Origin of the sequence: Pseudomonas sp. LBUM920 (assembly GCF_003852315.1) — a bacterium.
Classification (GTDB): domain Bacteria; phylum Pseudomonadota; class Gammaproteobacteria; order Pseudomonadales; family Pseudomonadaceae; genus Aquipseudomonas.
In genome coordinates this window covers 4,719,919-4,736,955 of sequence record NZ_CP027762.1, presented here as the reverse complement: position 1 = coordinate 4,736,955, position 17,037 = coordinate 4,719,919, and the positions used below count along the sequence as shown (strand labels likewise).

14 protein-coding genes are annotated in these 17,037 nt (G+C 62.0%); 6 read left to right on the top strand and 8 right to left on the bottom strand.

All coding sequences use genetic code 11. The annotated features are described in order from the left end of the window. Window positions 1-342: 342 nt before the first annotated feature. Together C4J83_RS21860 and C4J83_RS21855 are read left to right on the top strand one after the other, a co-directional pair. Window positions 343-666, top strand: coding sequence for an SEL1-like repeat protein (locus C4J83_RS21860; protein WP_043293316.1), 324 nt, complete (start codon window positions 343-345; stop codon window positions 664-666). A gap of 175 nt (window positions 667-841) precedes the next feature. Continuing rightward, window positions 842-2,206: a DNA recombination protein RmuC gene (locus C4J83_RS21855; RefSeq protein ID WP_177416176.1), complete on the top strand. Its 1,365-nt coding sequence runs from the start codon at window positions 842-844 to the stop codon at window positions 2,204-2,206. A 105-nt stretch (window positions 2,207-2,311) separates the two neighbouring features. Here C4J83_RS21855 and C4J83_RS21850 read toward each other — a convergent pair whose 3' ends face one another. The 3 genes from C4J83_RS21850 to C4J83_RS21840 all read right to left on the bottom strand — a co-directional run bounded on the left by C4J83_RS21850 (window position 2,312) and on the right by C4J83_RS21840 (window position 7,005). Next, on the bottom strand, window positions 2,312-5,782 hold the full coding sequence (locus tag C4J83_RS21850; protein ID WP_124418177.1) for a hybrid sensor histidine kinase/response regulator: 3,471 nt from the start codon (window positions 5,780-5,782) through the stop codon (window positions 2,312-2,314). 225 nt (window positions 5,783-6,007) lie between these two features. Beyond that, complete coding sequence (locus C4J83_RS21845) at window positions 6,008-6,397, bottom strand: YbaN family protein (RefSeq protein WP_124418176.1); 390 nt, start codon at window positions 6,395-6,397, stop codon at window positions 6,008-6,010. Between the two features lie 20 nt (window positions 6,398-6,417). Continuing rightward, window positions 6,418-7,005, bottom strand: a complete 588-nt coding sequence (locus C4J83_RS21840) for a UPF0149 family protein (protein WP_106576431.1) — start codon at window positions 7,003-7,005, stop codon at window positions 6,418-6,420. Window positions 7,006-7,280: 275 nt separating this feature from the next. On the opposite strand from C4J83_RS21840, the gene recQ reads away from it, so the two are divergent. Then, a complete protein-coding gene (recQ, locus tag C4J83_RS21835; RefSeq protein ID WP_124418175.1) occupies window positions 7,281-9,407 on the top strand; it encodes a DNA helicase RecQ in 2,127 nt (708 codons plus the stop codon). 121 nt (window positions 9,408-9,528) lie between these two features. Beyond that, window positions 9,529-9,963, top strand: a complete 435-nt coding sequence (locus C4J83_RS21830; protein WP_106576432.1) for a MarR family transcriptional regulator — start codon at window positions 9,529-9,531, stop codon at window positions 9,961-9,963. Between the two features lie 63 nt (window positions 9,964-10,026). On the opposite strand, the gene C4J83_RS21825 is transcribed toward C4J83_RS21830, so the two are convergent. Further along, window positions 10,027-12,216, bottom strand: a complete 2,190-nt coding sequence (locus C4J83_RS21825; protein WP_119742272.1) for a patatin-like phospholipase family protein — start codon at window positions 12,214-12,216, stop codon at window positions 10,027-10,029. An 84-nt stretch (window positions 12,217-12,300) separates the two neighbouring features. Between C4J83_RS21825 and C4J83_RS21820 the strand changes: the two genes are divergently transcribed. Next, a complete protein-coding gene (locus tag C4J83_RS21820; RefSeq protein WP_106576434.1) occupies window positions 12,301-12,588 on the top strand; it encodes an Rdx family protein in 288 nt (95 codons plus the stop codon). A gap of 3 nt (window positions 12,589-12,591) precedes the next feature. Here the strand turns inward: C4J83_RS21820 and C4J83_RS21815 are convergent, their stop codons facing one another. After that, on the bottom strand, window positions 12,592-13,476 hold the full coding sequence (locus C4J83_RS21815) for a DMT family transporter (protein ID WP_119742274.1): 885 nt from the start codon (window positions 13,474-13,476) through the stop codon (window positions 12,592-12,594). Between the two features lie 92 nt (window positions 13,477-13,568). Next, window positions 13,569-14,318 (bottom strand): AraC family transcriptional regulator, encoded by a 750-nt coding sequence (locus C4J83_RS21810; protein ID WP_124418174.1) that lies wholly within the window; start codon window positions 14,316-14,318, stop codon window positions 13,569-13,571. A gap of 138 nt (window positions 14,319-14,456) precedes the next feature. On the opposite strand from C4J83_RS21810, the gene C4J83_RS21805 reads away from it, so the two are divergent. Further along, entirely contained in the window at window positions 14,457-15,266 is an 810-nt protein-coding gene (locus tag C4J83_RS21805) for a UDP-2,3-diacylglucosamine diphosphatase (protein WP_124418173.1), read from the top strand. 124 nt (window positions 15,267-15,390) lie between these two features. Here C4J83_RS21805 and C4J83_RS21800 read toward each other — a convergent pair whose 3' ends face one another. Together C4J83_RS21800 and C4J83_RS21795 are read right to left on the bottom strand one after the other, a co-directional pair. Next, window positions 15,391-16,584 (bottom strand): amino acid aminotransferase, encoded by a 1,194-nt coding sequence (locus C4J83_RS21800; protein ID WP_124418172.1) that lies wholly within the window; start codon window positions 16,582-16,584, stop codon window positions 15,391-15,393. Further along, entirely contained in the window at window positions 16,584-16,940 is a 357-nt protein-coding gene (locus C4J83_RS21795) for a 4a-hydroxytetrahydrobiopterin dehydratase (RefSeq protein ID WP_106576439.1), read from the bottom strand. Before C4J83_RS21795 ends, C4J83_RS21800 begins: the two co-directional genes overlap by 1 nt. Window positions 16,941-17,037 lie beyond the last annotated feature (97 nt).

Genomic DNA, 17,037 nt, shown 5'->3' with positions numbered 1-17,037 from the left:
TCAGCCATATAACCAGTGGGTGGGTACTTGTGCACATTAGTTGCGGGGTATGTAACCAGTCTGTCTATGGCCTGGAAGCGCCGCCATTTGCCTGCAATGAAAATTTAAGTCAATGAAAAATATCGCTTTTTTTTATTGGTGAAAAAATCGTCAGTTTGACTGCGGCCCCCGTTCCATGGGCCTTTGCGCGCGTTAAAGGTGGGTTGTCCACTGAGTTATCCACAGCTTCTGTGGATTGTCCCAAGCGCTTGCTCTAGAACGGGCGTGCAGGGATTTTTCAGCTTTACCTGTAGGAAAAAAAGAGTAGAGTGGCGCGCCTTCCGTTCTGTCCCGCAGTGCTTTATGAAGTTTCGCTCAGTATCACCTTCTGTTACCGACACCCCTCAGACTGTTACCGCACCCAAGCGTTTCTCCTTGAAAGTTGCCTTGTGGCTGCTCGACAGCCCGCGCCTGGGGCACAGTACCAACGTCAAGCACTTCGCCGGGCGCTTGCTCAAGCAGCCGGCCCGTGAAGGTGTGGTTGCCGCGCAGAGTCGCCTGGGCCAGCTGATGTGCCGGGAGTGCGGCAATGCCCGCGACCGCCGCATCGGCCATGACCTGTTGCGCCTGGCCGCCCGTGCCGGCGACCGCCGCGCCCAGCGCGAACTGGGGCAGGTCGAAGACTGAGCTGTCCTCAAGCCCTAGGCTTGGTTAACCTTGCTCTTTTTCGGTGATGGCAGAAATGGCGATGGCTTTTGACTGGACCAGTATTGCCTTGGGCCTGGCTGGCGCTGCAGTGCCTTTATTGGCCGTGTGCTGGCAGATCCAACGGCGGCTGAGCGCGCGCATGACCGGCTGGGAACTGCTCGAAGAGCGCCTGGCCACCGCGCAACTGGCCCAGGAAGGGCTGGCCGCGCAACTCGACGCCAGCCGCGACGAGATCAGTGACTTGAGCCAGGCCAACGCCGCCAAACAAGCTGACCTGGCCGCCGTTCGCCGTGAAGTCGAGTTGCTCCAGATCGACCGCGATAACGCCCGCGACGCCGCCCACGCCTGGAACCTCGACCGCAGTGCCAAGGAAACCGAGCTGCGACGCCTCGATGCGCTGTCCTCGGCGTTGCGCGCCGAACTGCGCGAACAACAGGAAAGCCATCAACAACGCCTTGCTGACCTGCAAGGCTCGCGGGACGAGCTGCGTGCGCAGTTCGCCGAGCTTGCCGGCAAGATCTTCGATGAACGTGAGCAACGGTTTGCCGAAACCAGCCAGGAGCGCCTGGGCCAGTTGCTCGACCCGCTCAAGGAACGCATCCAGTCGTTTGAAAAGCGCGTGGAAGAAAGCTACCAGAATGAGGCGCGCGAGCGCTTCTCCCTGGCCAAGGAGCTTGAGCGCCTGCAGCAACTGAACCTGCGACTGTCAGACGAGGCCACCAACCTCACGCGCGCGCTCCAGGGCCAGAAAACCCAGGGCAACTGGGGCGAGCTGATTCTTGAGCGCGTGCTTGAACATGCCGGTCTGGAGAAGGGCCGCGAGTATCAGACCCAGGTCAGCCTCAAAGGCCCGGACGGCGAGCGCTTCCAGCCGGACGTATTGATCATGCTGCCCGGCGACAAGCAGGTGGTGGTCGACTCCAAGGTCAGCCTCACCGCCTATCAACAATACGTTGCAGCGGATGACGATGTGATCGGCCAGGCGGCGCTGAAACAGCACGTGCTGTCCTTGCGCAATCACGTAAAAGGCTTGGCCGGTAAGGATTACAAGCGCCTCGAAGGTCTGCACAGCCTGGATTTCGTGCTGTTGTTCGTGCCGATAGAAGCTGCGTTTTCCGCCGCGTTGCAGGCCGAGCCGAACCTGTTCCAGGAGGCGTTCGACCGCCATATCGTAATTGTCAGCCCCACCACCTTGTTGGCAACCCTGCGGGTGATCGACAGCCTGTGGAAGCAGGAACGCCAGAGCCAGAACGCGCGGGAAATTGCCGAGCGCGCCGGCTGGCTGTATGACAAGTTCGTACTGTTTATCCAGGACCTGGATGAAGTCGGCAACCGCCTGCAGCAGCTGGATAAGGCCTACAGCGCGGCGCGAAACAAGCTGACGGATGGCCGTGGAAATCTGGTCAGCCGAACCGAGCAGTTAAGGTTGCTGGGCGCGCGTGCGAGCAAAAGCCTGCCGGCGGACTTGCTCGAACGGGCGATGACCGACTCGGACGGCGTCGCACACTTACCGGAATAGCGCGCGGTCAATGTGGGAGCTGGCTTGCCTGCGATAGCTTTGGTGACTGATCCACTGCTATCGCAGGCAAGCCAGCTCCCACAGGGGGAATGAATTCGGTGATTCCTACAATGGCAAATGCCGACTGATCAATGCCCGCAACGCCGCAGGCTTCACCGGCTTGGCCAAATAATCCAGCCCTGCGGCATGCACCTCGGCCACCATTTCCGGGCGCCCATCGGCGCTGATCACCACCCCGGGAATCGGCTCCGCCAGTTGCGCGCGCAGCCAGCCCATCAACTCGGTGCCTGTCTCGCCGTGGTCCAGGTGGTAGTCCACCAGCGCCAGTTGCGGGCGCACGCCCTCGGCCAGCAAGAGTGCACATTGTGCCTGGTCGGTAGCGGTCCACACCTCGCAACCCCAGCGCGTGAGCAGGCTGCGCATGCCGATCAGGATGCTTTCTTCATTGTCCACACACAGCACCTGGGCACCGCTCAACGGCAGCCCGTTATCCTGCGTAGTCTTCACCTTGGGGCTGCTCTGGTTACGCGCCAACGGCACACGCACGCTGAACACGCTGCCTTTGCCCGGCCACGAACGCACGCTCAAACGATGGCCGAGCACTCGGCACAGGCCGTCGGCGATTGCCAGTCCCAGGCCCAGGCCTTTTTCAGCGCGGGTCTGGTGGCTGTCCAGGCGCTTGAACTCTTCGAAGATCACCTGTTGTTTATCCAGCGGGATGCCAGGGCCGCGATCCCACACTTCCAGGCACAGTTCGCCCTTGCGTCGGCGTACGCCAAGTAGCACCGGGCCGTCGGCATAGCGGAATGCGTTAGTAAGAAAGTTCTGCAGGATCCGCCGCAGTAACTTGATGTCACTGTCCACCCGCAGACCGCTGCCGCGCAGGCGAAAACGCAGGCCTTGCTCGTGGGCCAGTGCCTTGAATTCTGCTCCCAGGGTGTCGAACAACTCGTTAAGGACGAAGGGCTGTCGCTGTGGATTGATCTTGCCGTTTTCCAGGCGCGAGATATCCAGCAGGTCGCTGATCAGGTCTTCGGCGGAGCGCAGCGAGCTGTCCAGGTGCTGCACCAACTGGCGGGCTTCTGCAGACAGGCCGTCGTTCTGGTGGGAGAGGGCGGCGGAGAACAATCGTGCCGCGTTCAACGGTTGCATCAGGTCGTGGCTCACTGCCGCCAGAAAGCGCGTCTTCGATTGGCTGGCGGATTCGGCCACGCCTTTGGCGTCGGTGAGCGCCACATTCAGTTGCGACAGTTCGTGGGTGCGTTCGGTCACCCGTTGTTCCAGGCCCTCGTTGGCCTCGGTCAGGGCTTGTTCGGCTTCACGGAACGCGGTGATGTCGGTAAAGCTCATGACGAACCCGCCGCCGGGCATTGGGTTGCCGATCAGCTCGATCACGCGCCCATTCGGAAACAAGCGCTCGGACGTATGCGCACGGCCCTGGCGCATCCAGTGCAGGCGCCGCGCGACGTGCACTTCGGCTTCCCCTGGCCCGCACAGGCCGCGCTCGGCGTTGTAGCGAATGATGTCGGCAATCGGTCGGCCCACACTGATCAAACCGTCGGGGTAGTTGAACAGCTCCAGATAGCGCCGGTTCCAGGCCACCAGCTTCAGCGACTGGTCGACCACGCTGATGCCCTGGGTGATGTTTTCGATGGCGCCTTGCAGCAGCGCGCGGTTGAACTGCAGCACTTCGGAGGCTTCGTCGGCGATGCGTACGACGTCCTCCAGTTGCATTTCCCTCCCTTCAATTGCGGCTTTTACTACAGCGCGTGTCGAAGAGGCGCCGAGCACGCCCGCCAGCAGGCGTTCGGTATGGGCAATCCAATCGTTGTCGGCATTCTGGTTGGGGTTGAAGCCTTTGCCCTGGCGATAGGCGAAGCGGATAAAACTCTGCTGGGCACGTTCTTCACCGACAAAGCGCGCCGCCAGGCTGAGCAGGTCGCTGATCTGCACCGACAACATCGAGCGCGCGCTGGCGCGTTGGCTGATTTCCTGGCCGATAAAGCGTCCAGCCTGCCAATGCTCCGAGACCCGTGTGCGCGACAGCATCGAGACCCACACAAACAGCGTGAAGTTACCCGCCAGCGAGAACACGGTGCCCAAGGTCAGCGAGGTCACGGAGAAGCCAAACGGGTGTGAATGCATCCACGTCAGCCCGGGGAAAAGGCTCAGCGACCAGCCCAGACTTTTCGCCGTGACCGGTAGGACCAACGTGTAGAACCACAAAAACGTGCCCGCCGCCAACCCAGCGAACACGCCGCGCCGGTTCGCCTGCTTCCAGTACAGCGCGCCCAGCATCGCCGGGGCCAGCTGGGTGACGGCCGCGAAGGCGATCTGGCCGATGGTCGCCAGGCTCGCGGTGGAGCCGAGCAGCCGGTAACTCACGTAGGCCAGCAGCAGGATGATCACAATGCTGACCCGGCGCACCGAGAGCATCCAGTGGCGGAACACTTCGAACGGCCGCTCGGCACTGGAGCGTCGCAGCAGCCATGGCAGCAACATGTCGTTGGACACCATGGTCGACAGGGCGATGCTGGCCACGATCACCATGCCGGTCGCCGCCGACGCGCCGCCAATAAACGCCAGCACGGCAAGGGCCGGGTGCGCCTCGGCCATGGGCAGGCTGATCACGTAGGAGTCCGGCAATACCGAGCCGGGCAGCAGCATTTTGCCTCCAAGCGCGATGGGGATGACGAACAGCGCGGCGAGGATCAGGTAGGCCGGGAACACCCACTTGGCCAGGCGTAAATCCTGCGGGTCGATGTTTTCCACGACGGTGACGTGAAACTGCCGGGGCAGGCAAATAATCGCCATCATCGCCACGCCGGTTTGCACCACCATCGACGGCCAGTTGATGGTTTCTTTCCAGTATTCCTCAAGGCGCGGGGCCAGCATCGCTTGGCTGAACAGGTCGCCGAAACCGTCATACAAGCCGTAGGTCACAAACGCGCCGACAGCGAGAAAGGCGAACAGCTTGACCAAGGATTCAAAGGCAATCGCCAGCACCATGCCACGGTGGTGCTCGGTGGCGTCAAGGTTGCGCGTACCAAACACGATGGTGAACAGCGCCAGCACCAGCGACACGATAAGGGCCGTGTCCTGGGCGCGCGTGCCAGTGGTGTCGGGGCCGGAGCCGATCAACAGGTTCACGCCCAGCACGATACCTTTGAGCTGCAGGGCGATGTAGGGCAACACGCCGACCAGGCAGATCAGCGCCACTACCACCGCCAGCGACTGGGATTTGCCGTAGCGCGCGGCGATAAAGTCGGCGATGGAGGTGATGTTTTCCTGCTTGCTGATCAGAATCATCTTCTGCAGCACCCAGGGTGCCAACACAAGCAGCAGTACCGGTCCTAGATAGATCGGTAAAAATGCCCACAGCTGTTCGGCGGCCTGGCCTACCGCACCGAAGAAGGTCCAACTGGTGCAGTAGACGGCCAGCGACAGGCTGTACACCCAGGCGCGTACTTTCGGCGGCAACGGCGCATGGCGACGGTCACCGTAAAAGGCGATGGCAAACATAATGGCCATATAGGCCAGGGCAACGGCGGCGATCAGCCCGCTGGACAGCGTCATGGTAACTCCGAGCATAAGAACACCCAGGCATTCCAGGCCCGGTGGGACAGTCTCGCATGATGCTTGGGGTTAGTCAGTGTCGACCAAGGTCGTGTGCAGGATCTGGCTTATGTAGCTGCTGGCAAGTGTGGGAGCTGGCTTGCCTGCGATTCAGGCGCTGCGGTGTGACAGTTGCACCGTGGCGATGCTATCGCGGGCAAGCCCGGCTACCACCCAAGCCCGCGCCTACCGTTCGCGGGGCGGCAGGGTTTTCTGGCGCAGAATATAGACAGTCACGAGCACGGCACTGGTGAGCATAAAACCGCGTGCCCACGGCAGCGGCACCAGGTAGCAGGAGAAACCAATGCTCAGCCACATCAAGCCGAGTGCGTAGACCTTGCCCTTGAGCGGAATGCCATTGCCGTCCAGGTAGTCTTTGATCCACGGGCCCAGGCGCGGGTGTTCCACCAGCCAGTGGTAGAAACGCGGGGAGCTTCGAGCGAAGCAGGCGGCGGCGAGTAGCAGGAAGGGCGTGGTCGGCAGTACTGGAAGGAAGATGCCGATCACTCCCAGCGCCACGCTCAACCAGCCGATGGCCAGCAGTGCGTAACTCAGGAGTAGCGAGCGATTGCCCATGGGGGACACGGGCAAACGACTCAGTGGTGACGGGGCTTGAGGATCGCCGGTTTTTCGTCAGGGGCGTTGCACAACAGGTACAGGGCGGTCAGGGCTTCCGGGATCTGTACGATCATGTCGTCCATCAGGTTGGCGTCGGAAGCGATGTCGGAGAATTCCGGCTGGTCGTCGAACAGACCCGAACCGACCATGATCGGCAGCAGCATTTCGCTGACTTCTTCCTCGGCGGTTTCGAACCAGGCGGCTTCGCGCAGGAACACGCCTTCCATGAAACCGATGCACCAGCCGCGCAGGTCGGAGTCATCCGGGTCTTCGCCGAGGTCCAGCTCGCAAGGCAGCTCGAATTCCTCATCGGAAGCCAGTTGGCGACCGATGTGGGCCTTGAGGGCCAGCAGGGTGGATTCGATTTCTTCGCGTTGGGCGGCATCGGCGTAATGCGGCTCTTCAGCGAACAAGGCGTCGATCCACTCACGGTCCGGCACGATGTCGGAAGAGATCGACAGGGCGGTCAGGTAGCCGTGGGCGGCCACGTAGTCCAGCGCCTCGTCATGCAGCTCATCGGCGTCGAGGAAGGCTTGCAGGCGGGTTAGTTGCTCAGCGAAGGACATTACGGCATACCTTGGGAATAAACGATGCGCAATTCTAGGCTTTCTTGAGCCCCCAGGCCAGCTGCAAGGCATATTTGCCAGGTTTTAGATAGCAGTCGCTGTTCGTCAGTGGCGCCCTTTGCGGACCGACGCTCGGGTATACTGCCGCGTTTTGTGATGCCCCTGCAGGCCAAGCGCCAACCCGCGAAAACTTCGCTTACGGATTATTTCCCGTGAAGCCGGGGTTTTTCGGCCAGCCTGTACAGAGGGATTTCGGCACCATTTTGGAGTTTTACATGCTCGAGCAGGCTCAACGCGTCCTCAAGGACATCTTCGGCTACGACAGTTTTCGTGGCCGCCAGGGTGCGATCATTGAGCGCGTGGCCAGTGGCGGTGATGCCCTGGTGCTGATGCCTACCGGCGGCGGCAAGTCGTTGTGCTTCCAGGTGCCGGCGCTGTTGCGTAACGGCCTGGCCGTGGTGGTGTCGCCGCTGATCGCGTTGATGGACGACCAGGTCGCCACCCTTGAAGAGCTTGGTGTCGCCGCCGCCTCCTTGAACTCCACCCTCAGCGCCGAGCAGCAGCGCGACCTGGCCGCGCGCATCAAGCGCGGTGAAGTGAAGATGCTTTACCTGGCCCCTGAGCGTCTGGTACAGCCGCGCATGCTGGCGTTTTTGCAGAGCCTGGAAATCGCCCTGTTCGCCATCGATGAAGCCCACTGCGTATCGCAATGGGGCCACGATTTTCGTCGCGAATATTTGCAGCTGGGCCAATTGGCGGAATTGTTTCCCGACGTCCCGCGCATCGCGTTGACGGCCACTGCCGACAAACGCACCCGTGAAGAAATCGTCGAGCGCCTGCATTTGCAGAACGCCGAGCGCTTCCTGTCGAGTTTCGACCGGCCGAACATCTACTACCGCATCGTGCCCAAGGAGCAGCCGCGCAAGCAGTTGCTGGCGTTCCTGTCCGAGCGGCGCAGCGATGCGGGCATCGTTTATTGCCTGTCGCGCAAGAAGGTCGATGAAGTGGCCGCGTTCCTCTGCGAGCAAGGCTACCCGGCGCTGCCGTACCACGCGGGCCTGCCCAATGAAACGCGCTCTGCCCACCAGAAGCGCTTTCTCAACGAGGAAGGCCTGATCATGGTGGCGACCATCGCGTTCGGCATGGGTATCGACAAATCCAACGTGCGCTTTGTCGCGCACATGGACCTGCCCAAGTCCCTCGAGGCGTATTACCAGGAAACCGGTCGCGCCGGCCGTGATGGCCTGCCGGCGGATGCCTGGATGGTCTACGGCCTGCAAGACGTGGTGATGCTCAAGCAGATGCTGCAGAACTCCGAGGGCGACGAGCGTCACAAGCGACTGGAGCAGCACAAGCTCGACGCAATGCTGTCGCTGTGTGAAGAGACGCGCTGCCGCCGCCAAACGCTGCTGGCGTACTTCGACGAAGACATGCCCGAGCCGTGCGGCCACTGCGACAACTGCGTGGACGGCGTGCAGACCTGGGACGCCACCGAGCCGGCGCGCCAGGCGTTGTCAGCCATCTATCGCACCGGCCAGCGTTACGGCGTGGGCCATCTGGTGGATGTGTTGCTGGGCAAGGACAACGAAAAAGTGCGCAGCTTCGGCCACGAAAAACTCTCGGTCTATGGCGTCGGCAAAGCCCGCGCTGAAGGCGAGTGGCGCTCACTGTTCCGGCAGATGGTCGCCCGCGGCCTGGTGGACATCGACCTGGAAGGGTATGGCGGCCTGCGCCTGAACGACAGTTGCCGGCCATTGCTCAAGGGCGAAGTGAGCCTGGAGCTGCGTCGCGACCTCAAACCGCAGACCACGGCCAAGAGCAGCACCAGCCAGGCCAGCCAGTTGGTCCGTGGCGAAGAGCGCGAGCAATGGGAAGCCTTGCGCACCCTGCGACGCAAACTTGCGCAGGAACACAGCGTGCCGCCTTACGTTATTTTCCCCGACTCCACGTTGCTGGAGATGCTGCGCGAGCAGCCGACCACCATGGCCGAAATGGCCCGGGTCAGCGGCGTCGGCGCGCGCAAGCTGGAACGCTACGGGCAAGCCTTCCTCGAAGTGCTCGGCGGCCAGGCCGAGGCGCCGAAGGAAGTCGCCGATATTCGCCACGAATTGATCAGCCTGGCGCGTGCCGGCATGACCCCGATCCAGATTGCCGGCCAACTGCAATGTTCGGAAAAAAACGTCTATACCCTGCTGGCCGAATCCATCGGCAAGCAGCAGTTGTCGTTGGAGCAGGCCCTTGATTTGCCGGAAGATTTGCTCGGTGAAATCCAGGATGCATTCCTCGACGGAGAGGGCGAATTGCCACCGGTTGCGGAGATCGCGCCGCTGTTTACCGGCCGTGTGCCTGAAGGTGTTTTGTATTGCGTGCGGGCTGCTTTGCAGTCGGAATTCGAAATTTAGTGTGCCAATTGCGCCAATGTAACGAATCAGTACAGAGCGGCGCTTGCCTCCTGGCATGGCTCATGCTTAGCTGACTAATAATTAGCCACACTTTATTTTCAGTCTAAACCATGAGTTTTTTATGCCTTTAACCGATCAACACCGCTTTGGCATGCAGTTGGCGCAAATGTCCCGAGGTTGGCGCGCCGAACTGGACCGCCGCTTGGCGGGGCTGGGTTTGTCCCAGGCGCGTTGGCTGGTGCTGTTGCACCTGGCCCGTTTTGCGGAAGCGCCCACTCAGCGCGAGCTGGCTCAAAGTGTTGGCGTCGAAGGGCCGACGCTGGCCCGCCTGCTCGACAGCCTTGAAGGTCAGGGTCTGGTGCAACGCCAGGCGGTGCTGGAAGACCGTCGTGCCAAACGCATATTGCTGTGCGACACCGCCCGCCCGTTGATTGACCAGATTGAAACCATTGCCACCGCGTTGCGCCATGAGCTGTTTGTGGGCGTGGATGAAGAGGATCTGCGCGTGTGCATGCGTGTGCATGGGCACATCCTGGCGAATCTGGAAAAGTCCTGATCTGGGATTCGCCAGTGATCAAAAAGTGGGAGCTGGCTTGCCAGCTTCCACTTTTTTTTGTGCCTAGAACGTCTGGCCGAGGTTCAGGTACACCGCCTGCTGATTGTCATCATTGAACCCGTAGCTGAAATTCAGCGGCCCCAGCGGGGTATCGAACCCCAGGAAAATACTCGCAGCGTTGATGTAACCGCTGTCGAATTGATTGTCGTTGTTCCACGCCCGGCCGCGTTCCACCGAGGCCCCCAGGTACAGCGGGAAATCCAGCGGCAGGTACGAGCGCGGCGTCAGGCGGCGGTAGTACACCGCGCGCATCAGAGCGATGTTCTGCCCCGAGATCGCATCTTCGCGAAAGCCCGACAATTGCCGCGCGCCGCCCAGCAGGAAGCTGGACACCACCACGTCGGATTTATCCAGAGTGCGCCCGTAACGGCCGCCCAGTATGAGCGTGTCCGGGCCGCGGCTCATGGCCTTGTCCAGTTTGAACTCCCATTGTCGATAGCGCTGGTCCGAGCCTAACCCGGGCTCGAATTCGCGGAACGCCAGGCCGATGTCTTCGCCGGTGTGTGGGAAGTACACGTTATCGAGCGAGTCGAACGAGTACTTCAGTTCATAGAAGCCCTCGCTGAAGCTCACGCTCGGCAGGTCGCGGTCGCCGATGCGCACGTCCGCCTTGCCCCAGGCTTCGCCGACGCCGAAGCGGATTTCGCCGCTGTTGCCGATCTGGCGACCGACGTTCAAGCCAAAGCCATAACGCTCCAGGCGGTATTCGGAGATGGGATCGTTGTCCAGAATCAGTTCAACGTTCTGCGCCTGGGCACTGATATAGGGCGCGACGAAGTAGCGTGAACCGACATCCAGTGGCTGGTAGAACTCGCTGTACAGCTCTTGGCGATCACCGATCTGCACCCGCGTCAGCCATTCGGCGCCGAGGCGATTGATGCCATTCATGCGGTAGCTGGCGCCGAGGTTGAAGGCGCTGTCGCCGCGCATGTCATCCGACAGGTTCAGGCCCAGGCGCAAGTAGTCGGTGCCGCTGCGTTTGCCGCGAGCACTGATCACCAGGGTATTGTCCTGGCCCTTTTTCACCACGCGGTATTGCACCTGCTCGAAGTAGTCCAGGCCGTACAGGGTGCCCATGTCGGTTTGCAGACGGCCCAGGTTCAACGGCTCGCCCAGGTTTTGGCGGATGTAATAGCGGATCACGTCATCGCTGACCTTCGAGTCGTTCTCCACCTTGATGGCGGTGATCACGGGCGTGCGCTCGCCGGGCGTGCGGGCCGCGATCAGTTGCGGGTCGACAGGCTCAGCGGGGCGCAGGTGTGCCAGGCGTATATCAAGCGCGCGGGTGGCGCGGTAGCCGGCGTCGATCATGTCCTTGGCGCGGCCGAAGTCCGTCACGCCGTAGGCCGCCAGCGGCGGTTGGATCAGCACATCCTTGGGGTGCAGCGCCTTGAGTTGCTCTTCAGAGTTGCGCCGGGTCATCAGGGTGATCGACTGGTTGAGCACATCGACGACAGTGGCAAGTTGCTTGCGCGAACGCAGCGGGGTGCCGATGTCGACCACGATGGCAATGTCGACGCCCATCTCGCGTGCCACGTCCAGCGGGATGTTGTCGGTCATGCCGCCGTCCACCAGCAGCCGGCCGTCGATTTCCACCGGGGCGAACACCGCCGGGATCGACATGCTCGCGCGGATCACCTGGGGCAAGTGGCCCTTGTTGAACACGACTTTTTCGCCGGTGGTGATGTCGGTGGCCACCGCGCGGAACGGGATCGGCAGCTTGTCGAAGTTACGCGTGTTGCTGCTGTGGGCGAACATGCTTTCCAGCAGCAGTGCCAGGTTCTGACCCTGAATCACTCCGAGTGGCAGGCCGAGGCTGCCGTCGTCACGGAAACTGAGCTTCTGTTTGACCAAAAAGTCGCGGTCGTCCTGTTTGCGTCGAAACGGCACGTCTTCGCGCGGCGGTGCGTCGGACAGCGCTTGTTGCCAGTCGATATTCAGCGCGAGCTTTTCCAGCTCATCAATCTTGTAGCCCGAGGCGTAAAGCCCGCCAATCACCGCGCCCATGCTGGTGCCGGCAATCGCATCGATCTGGATCCCTTGCTCCTCCAGGGCCTTGAGTACACCGATATGCGCCAGGCCACGCGCGGCGCCGCCGGACAGCACGAGGCCGATTTTGGGGCGGGGTGTTTCAACGGCGTCGGCGAGCAATGGAAGCAAACACAGAAACAGGCAAGACAACAGGCGGCGCATCATGAATCTCGAGGCTGGGCAATAAAGGCCGGTATTATAGCCACCCGATTCACCCAGCCCGTTATGCCAGGAACCTCTCAAATTATGTCGCTGAGCAAACCCGAGATCGTCATCACCTATTGCACCCAGTGCCAGTGGCTGTTGCGCGCCGCGTGGCTGGCCCAGGAATTGTTGAGTACGTTTGCCGATGACCTGGGCCGTGTGGCGCTGGAGCCGGCCACCGGCGGCGCGTTTCGCATCACCTGCGATGGCGTGCAGATCTGGGAGCGCAAGGCCGACGGCGGCTTCCCCGAAGCCAAGGTGCTCAAGCAGCGCGTGCGTGACCAGATCGACCCACAGCGGGATCTGGGCCACAACGACCGCACAGCCTGAACATCAGGCCGTCGCCGCAGGCGCCTTGGCTTGGCTGGTGCTGCCCATCAGCCCGGAAAGCACGATGGCGACGATGATCAGCGCGCCGCCCAGCAGCATGCGCAGGGTCGGGGTTTCGGCAAACAGCACCCAGGCCGCGGTGATGCCGTAGACCGGCTCCATGGCAAACACTACCGAGGCGGTGCGCGCTTTGATCACCGCCAGGCTGGCGACAAACAGGCTGTGGGCCAGGCCGGTACAGAACACCCCGAGCAGCCCGATCCATAACCAGTCAATTGCCCGCACATCCGCCAGCCCGGGTGCCGCCACCGGCAGCAGACAAGCCGCGACCACCACGTTCTGACACAGCGCCGCCTGCACCGCGGGGATGCGCCCGGAACTGGCGCGGTTGTTCAGCGACAGCAGCGAAAACAGCAGGCCTGAGGCAATGCCCCAGAGCAGGCCGCCGGTGGCTGCGCTGGCAAGGTTGAAGTCCGGCGTCACCAGGATCAGGCCGACACTGACCAGTACCACCAGCAGCACTTCATTGGCGCGAATGCGCTCGCGGAAGATCAGCCCTTCGAGAATCACGGTAAACGCCGGGAACGCGGTAAACCCAAGCGTGGCGACGGCGACGCCGGCGACTTTGACCGCGATGAAGAAGGTTACCCAATGCGCCGCGAGCAGCACGCCGCTGATCAGCAGGCGGCGCCAGTCGCGCATCTGAAGTGTTTTCCAGGTGGTGTTGCTGGCGAATCGCGCAAACACGGCGAGCGCCACCACGGCGAAGGCCGCCCGGCCAAAGACGATGATGGCGGGCGAGGCCGCCGCCAGCTTGCCGAATACGCCGGTGAGGCCAAACATCAGTGCGCCGATATGCAGGGCGCCGAGGGCTGAGCGGGGAGTCATTGCGATCCTTGAACCAACGGGGTGACAGAATCGCAGTCTAGAGGTTGGAGGTGTGGGCGTCTGTCGTCCGGCTCGCGTTTTTTGTCGCAAGACTATGATGAGCGCCGCAATGCGCCCGGTGACGCGCCAAATTCGCGCAACATCGCGGCGGCAAACGCACTTTGCGAGCTGTAGCCGACGCGCTCGGCAATGTCGCCGATGGGCAGCGGCGTGTTGCGCAACAGGTTCAAGGCCATCTGCAGGCGGCGCCCGCGGATGTAGTCCATCGGCGTCTGCCCGCACTCGGCGATAAAGCGCGCGTGCAGGCGCGCGACCGACAGGCCGGCAATGCGCGCAAGGTCCGCGACCTGCAATGGGTGCGCAACGTGTCGCTCGATATGCGCATCAAACGCCGCATACGGCAGGCGTCGTCCCGGCATCGGTTGGGCCAGCGGGTGATTGAGGCTGGCCAATAACAGCACCGCGCCTTGCTGCACGATCAGCGGGTCATCCACCGGGCTGTGCGCCAGCCATTGCACCAGTTGGCTTTGCCGCGAATCCAGAGTCAGGCGTGCCGATTGGTCGAGCAGGCGGCGGCTGGCATCGGCATGCTCGCCCAGCGATTGCACGACCCAATGTTCGGTGGGCACATCCAGCACCAGGCAGCGGCTGCCATCGCGGCTGCCGCAGGCGTGGTGGGCGGAGAAGGGCAGCACCATCACGCTGTTTTCGTTCACCTGGCTGCCCCGGCCATCGACTTCCAGGTCCAGGTGCCCGGACAGGCCAAACACCAACTGCGCATGGTCATGGCTGTGGGCAAGCGGCTCTTCGAGGTAGTGGCGCAGCGTGAGCGTCGGTCTCATCGCAGTCTCCTGAGGGTGCAGGGCGCCAGTCTACAACGCTTCGCGGGCGCCAGGCGCTGTCATCAGACTGACGCACCGCTGTCATGGGCTATTAACCACCAGGGCGCAAGCTCGCGAAAACACCGTCGAGGGATGCCCATGACCCGTGCCGAATTCGCCAAACCCGGTCGTAAACAACGGGTTCGTACCTTGTGGATTTCCGACGTGCACCTGGGCACGCGGGACTGCCAGGCCGAACACTTGTCGCGGTTTCTCAAGGGTTACCACGCCGACAAGGTGTACCTGGTTGGCGACATCATTGATGGCTGGAAAATGCGCGGCGGCATGTATTGGCCCCAGGCCCATACCAACGTGATCCGCCGCCTGCTGACCATGGCCAAGCGCGGCACCGAGGTGATCTATGTCACCGGCAACCATGACGAGTTCCTGCGGCGCTATTCCAAGCTGATCCTGGGCAATATCCAACTGGTCGACGAAGCGGTGCACGTCACCGCCGATGGCCGGCACTTGCTGGTGATCCACGGCGACCAGTTTGATGTGATCACCCGGTACCACCGCTGGCTGGCGTTTCTCGGCGACTCGGCCTACGAATTCACCCTCACGCTGAACCGCTGGCTCAATCACTGGCGGGCGCGGTATGGCTACGGCTACTGGTCGCTGTCGGCGTACCTCAAGCACAAGGTCAAAACGGCAGTGAGCTTTATCAGCGACTTTGAGGAGGCGATCGCCCACGAAGTGACCAAGCGCGAGTTGCATGGCGTGGTCTGCGGGCATATTCACCACGCGGAAATCCGCAAGGTGGGCGAGGTGGATTACCTCAACTGCGGGGATTGGGTGGAGTCGTGCACGGCGTTGATCGAGCACTGGGACGGGCATATCGAGTTGTATCGGTTGGCGGATGCGCAGGCGAAGCAAGCGCAGATCAAAGCCGAGATGGTTGCGGGCTAAAAACCAACACCATTCAAATGTGGGCGCGGGCTGGCCCGCGAATGCGCAGTGTCAGTCAATCTATTGGGTGACTGTCACACTGCATTCGCGAGCACGCCCGCTCCCCCATTTATTCCCCGTTTCTTCAGTGGGAAACGTCGGCGATGGCCTCGGCCAGCAGGGTCAAACGCGTCGCGTCGATGCCCGCCACGTTGGCTCGTCCCGAACTGACCATGTACACGCTGTGCTTCTCGCGCAGTTGCTTGACCTGTTCGGCACTCAAGCCGGTGTAGGAAAACATCCCGCGCTGCGCACCGATATGCGCATAGCGTTCGGCCAGCCCGTGGGGCGCCAGCGCCTCTACCAGGCCTGAACGCAACTGCGCGATCCGTGAACGCATGGCTTCGACTTCGTCGCTCCAGCGCTTTTTCAGCTCGGCATCCCCAAGGATGGTCGCCACCACGGCGGCGCCATGGTCCGGCGGCGTCGACCACAGATTACGCGCGGTGTTTGCCAGCTGGCTGCGCACATCCGTGAGCTTTTCAGCATCCGCCGCGCACACGATCAACGCGCCGACACGGTCGCGGTACAGGCCAAAGTTTTTCGAGCAAGAGCTGGTGATCAGCACTTCCGGCAGCTCTGCGGCAAACAGTCGCACGGCCCAGGCGTCTTGCTCCAGACCGTCGCCGAAGCCTTGATAGGCGAAGTCGATCAGCGGCAGCAATTGGCGCTCGCGCACAATCTTCAGCACCTGGCGCCAGTCGTCCTGGGACAGGTCAAAACCGGTCGGGTTGTGGCAGCACGCGTGCAGCAACACCACGTCGCCCTCGGGCACCGTGGCGAGTGTGGCCAACATCGCGGCCACATCCAGGCGGTTGTCGGCGCCCACGTAGGGGTAGTGACTGACCTTGAGCCCGGCCTTGGCGAAGATGGTTTCGTGGATCGGCCAGGTCGGGTCGCTCAGCCACACGCCGCGCCCCGGCAGGTTATGGGCGATAAAGTCCGCGCTCAGGCGCAGGGCGCCGGTGCCGCCTGGGGTTTGCGTTGCACCGGCACGGCGGTCGCGGATCAAGGCCGAGTCGGCGCCGAGCACCAGTTCGCTGATCAGCGCACCGAATGCCGCATCGCCGTGGCCGCCGATGTAGGTCTTGGTGGTCTGGGTGTCTACCAGGCGCTGTTCGGCGAGTTTTACCGAATGCGGGATCGGCGTGAGGCCCTGGTCGTCTTTATAGACGCCGACGCCCAGGTCGAACTTGTTCGGGTTGCTGTCCTGGGCATACAGGTCCATCAGCCCGAGGATCGGGTCGCCGGGCACGCGGCCAATGGCATCGAAATGCATTACTTGCGGCCCTCGGCGTCCTTGGCCACTTCGTCAGTGCGCGCGGCCATGATGAAGTCGTTGCGGTGCAAGCCTTTGATCGAGTGGCTCCACCAGGTCACGGTGACTTTGCCCCACTCGGTGAGCAGGCCTGGGTGGTGGCCTTCGGCTTCAGAGATTTCACCCACGGCATTGGTAAAGGCCAGGGCAAATTTGAAGTTCTTGAACAGAAAAACCTTTTCCAGCTGCATCACGCCGTCGCGTACTTCAATGTTCCAGTCGGGAATCTGCTTGATCAGTACCGGCAACTCTTCATCGCTGACTTGCGGGGCGTCGGCACGGCAGGCTTCGCAGTGGGCTTGGTTCAAGGTGGTCATGGGAAGTGTCCTGAATTCGAGTGTTTGAAAAACGGTCGTCAGTGGCGTCACCCTAAAGCAACGCGCGGCCAGGGAACAGACTCACCTGGCCTCAAAA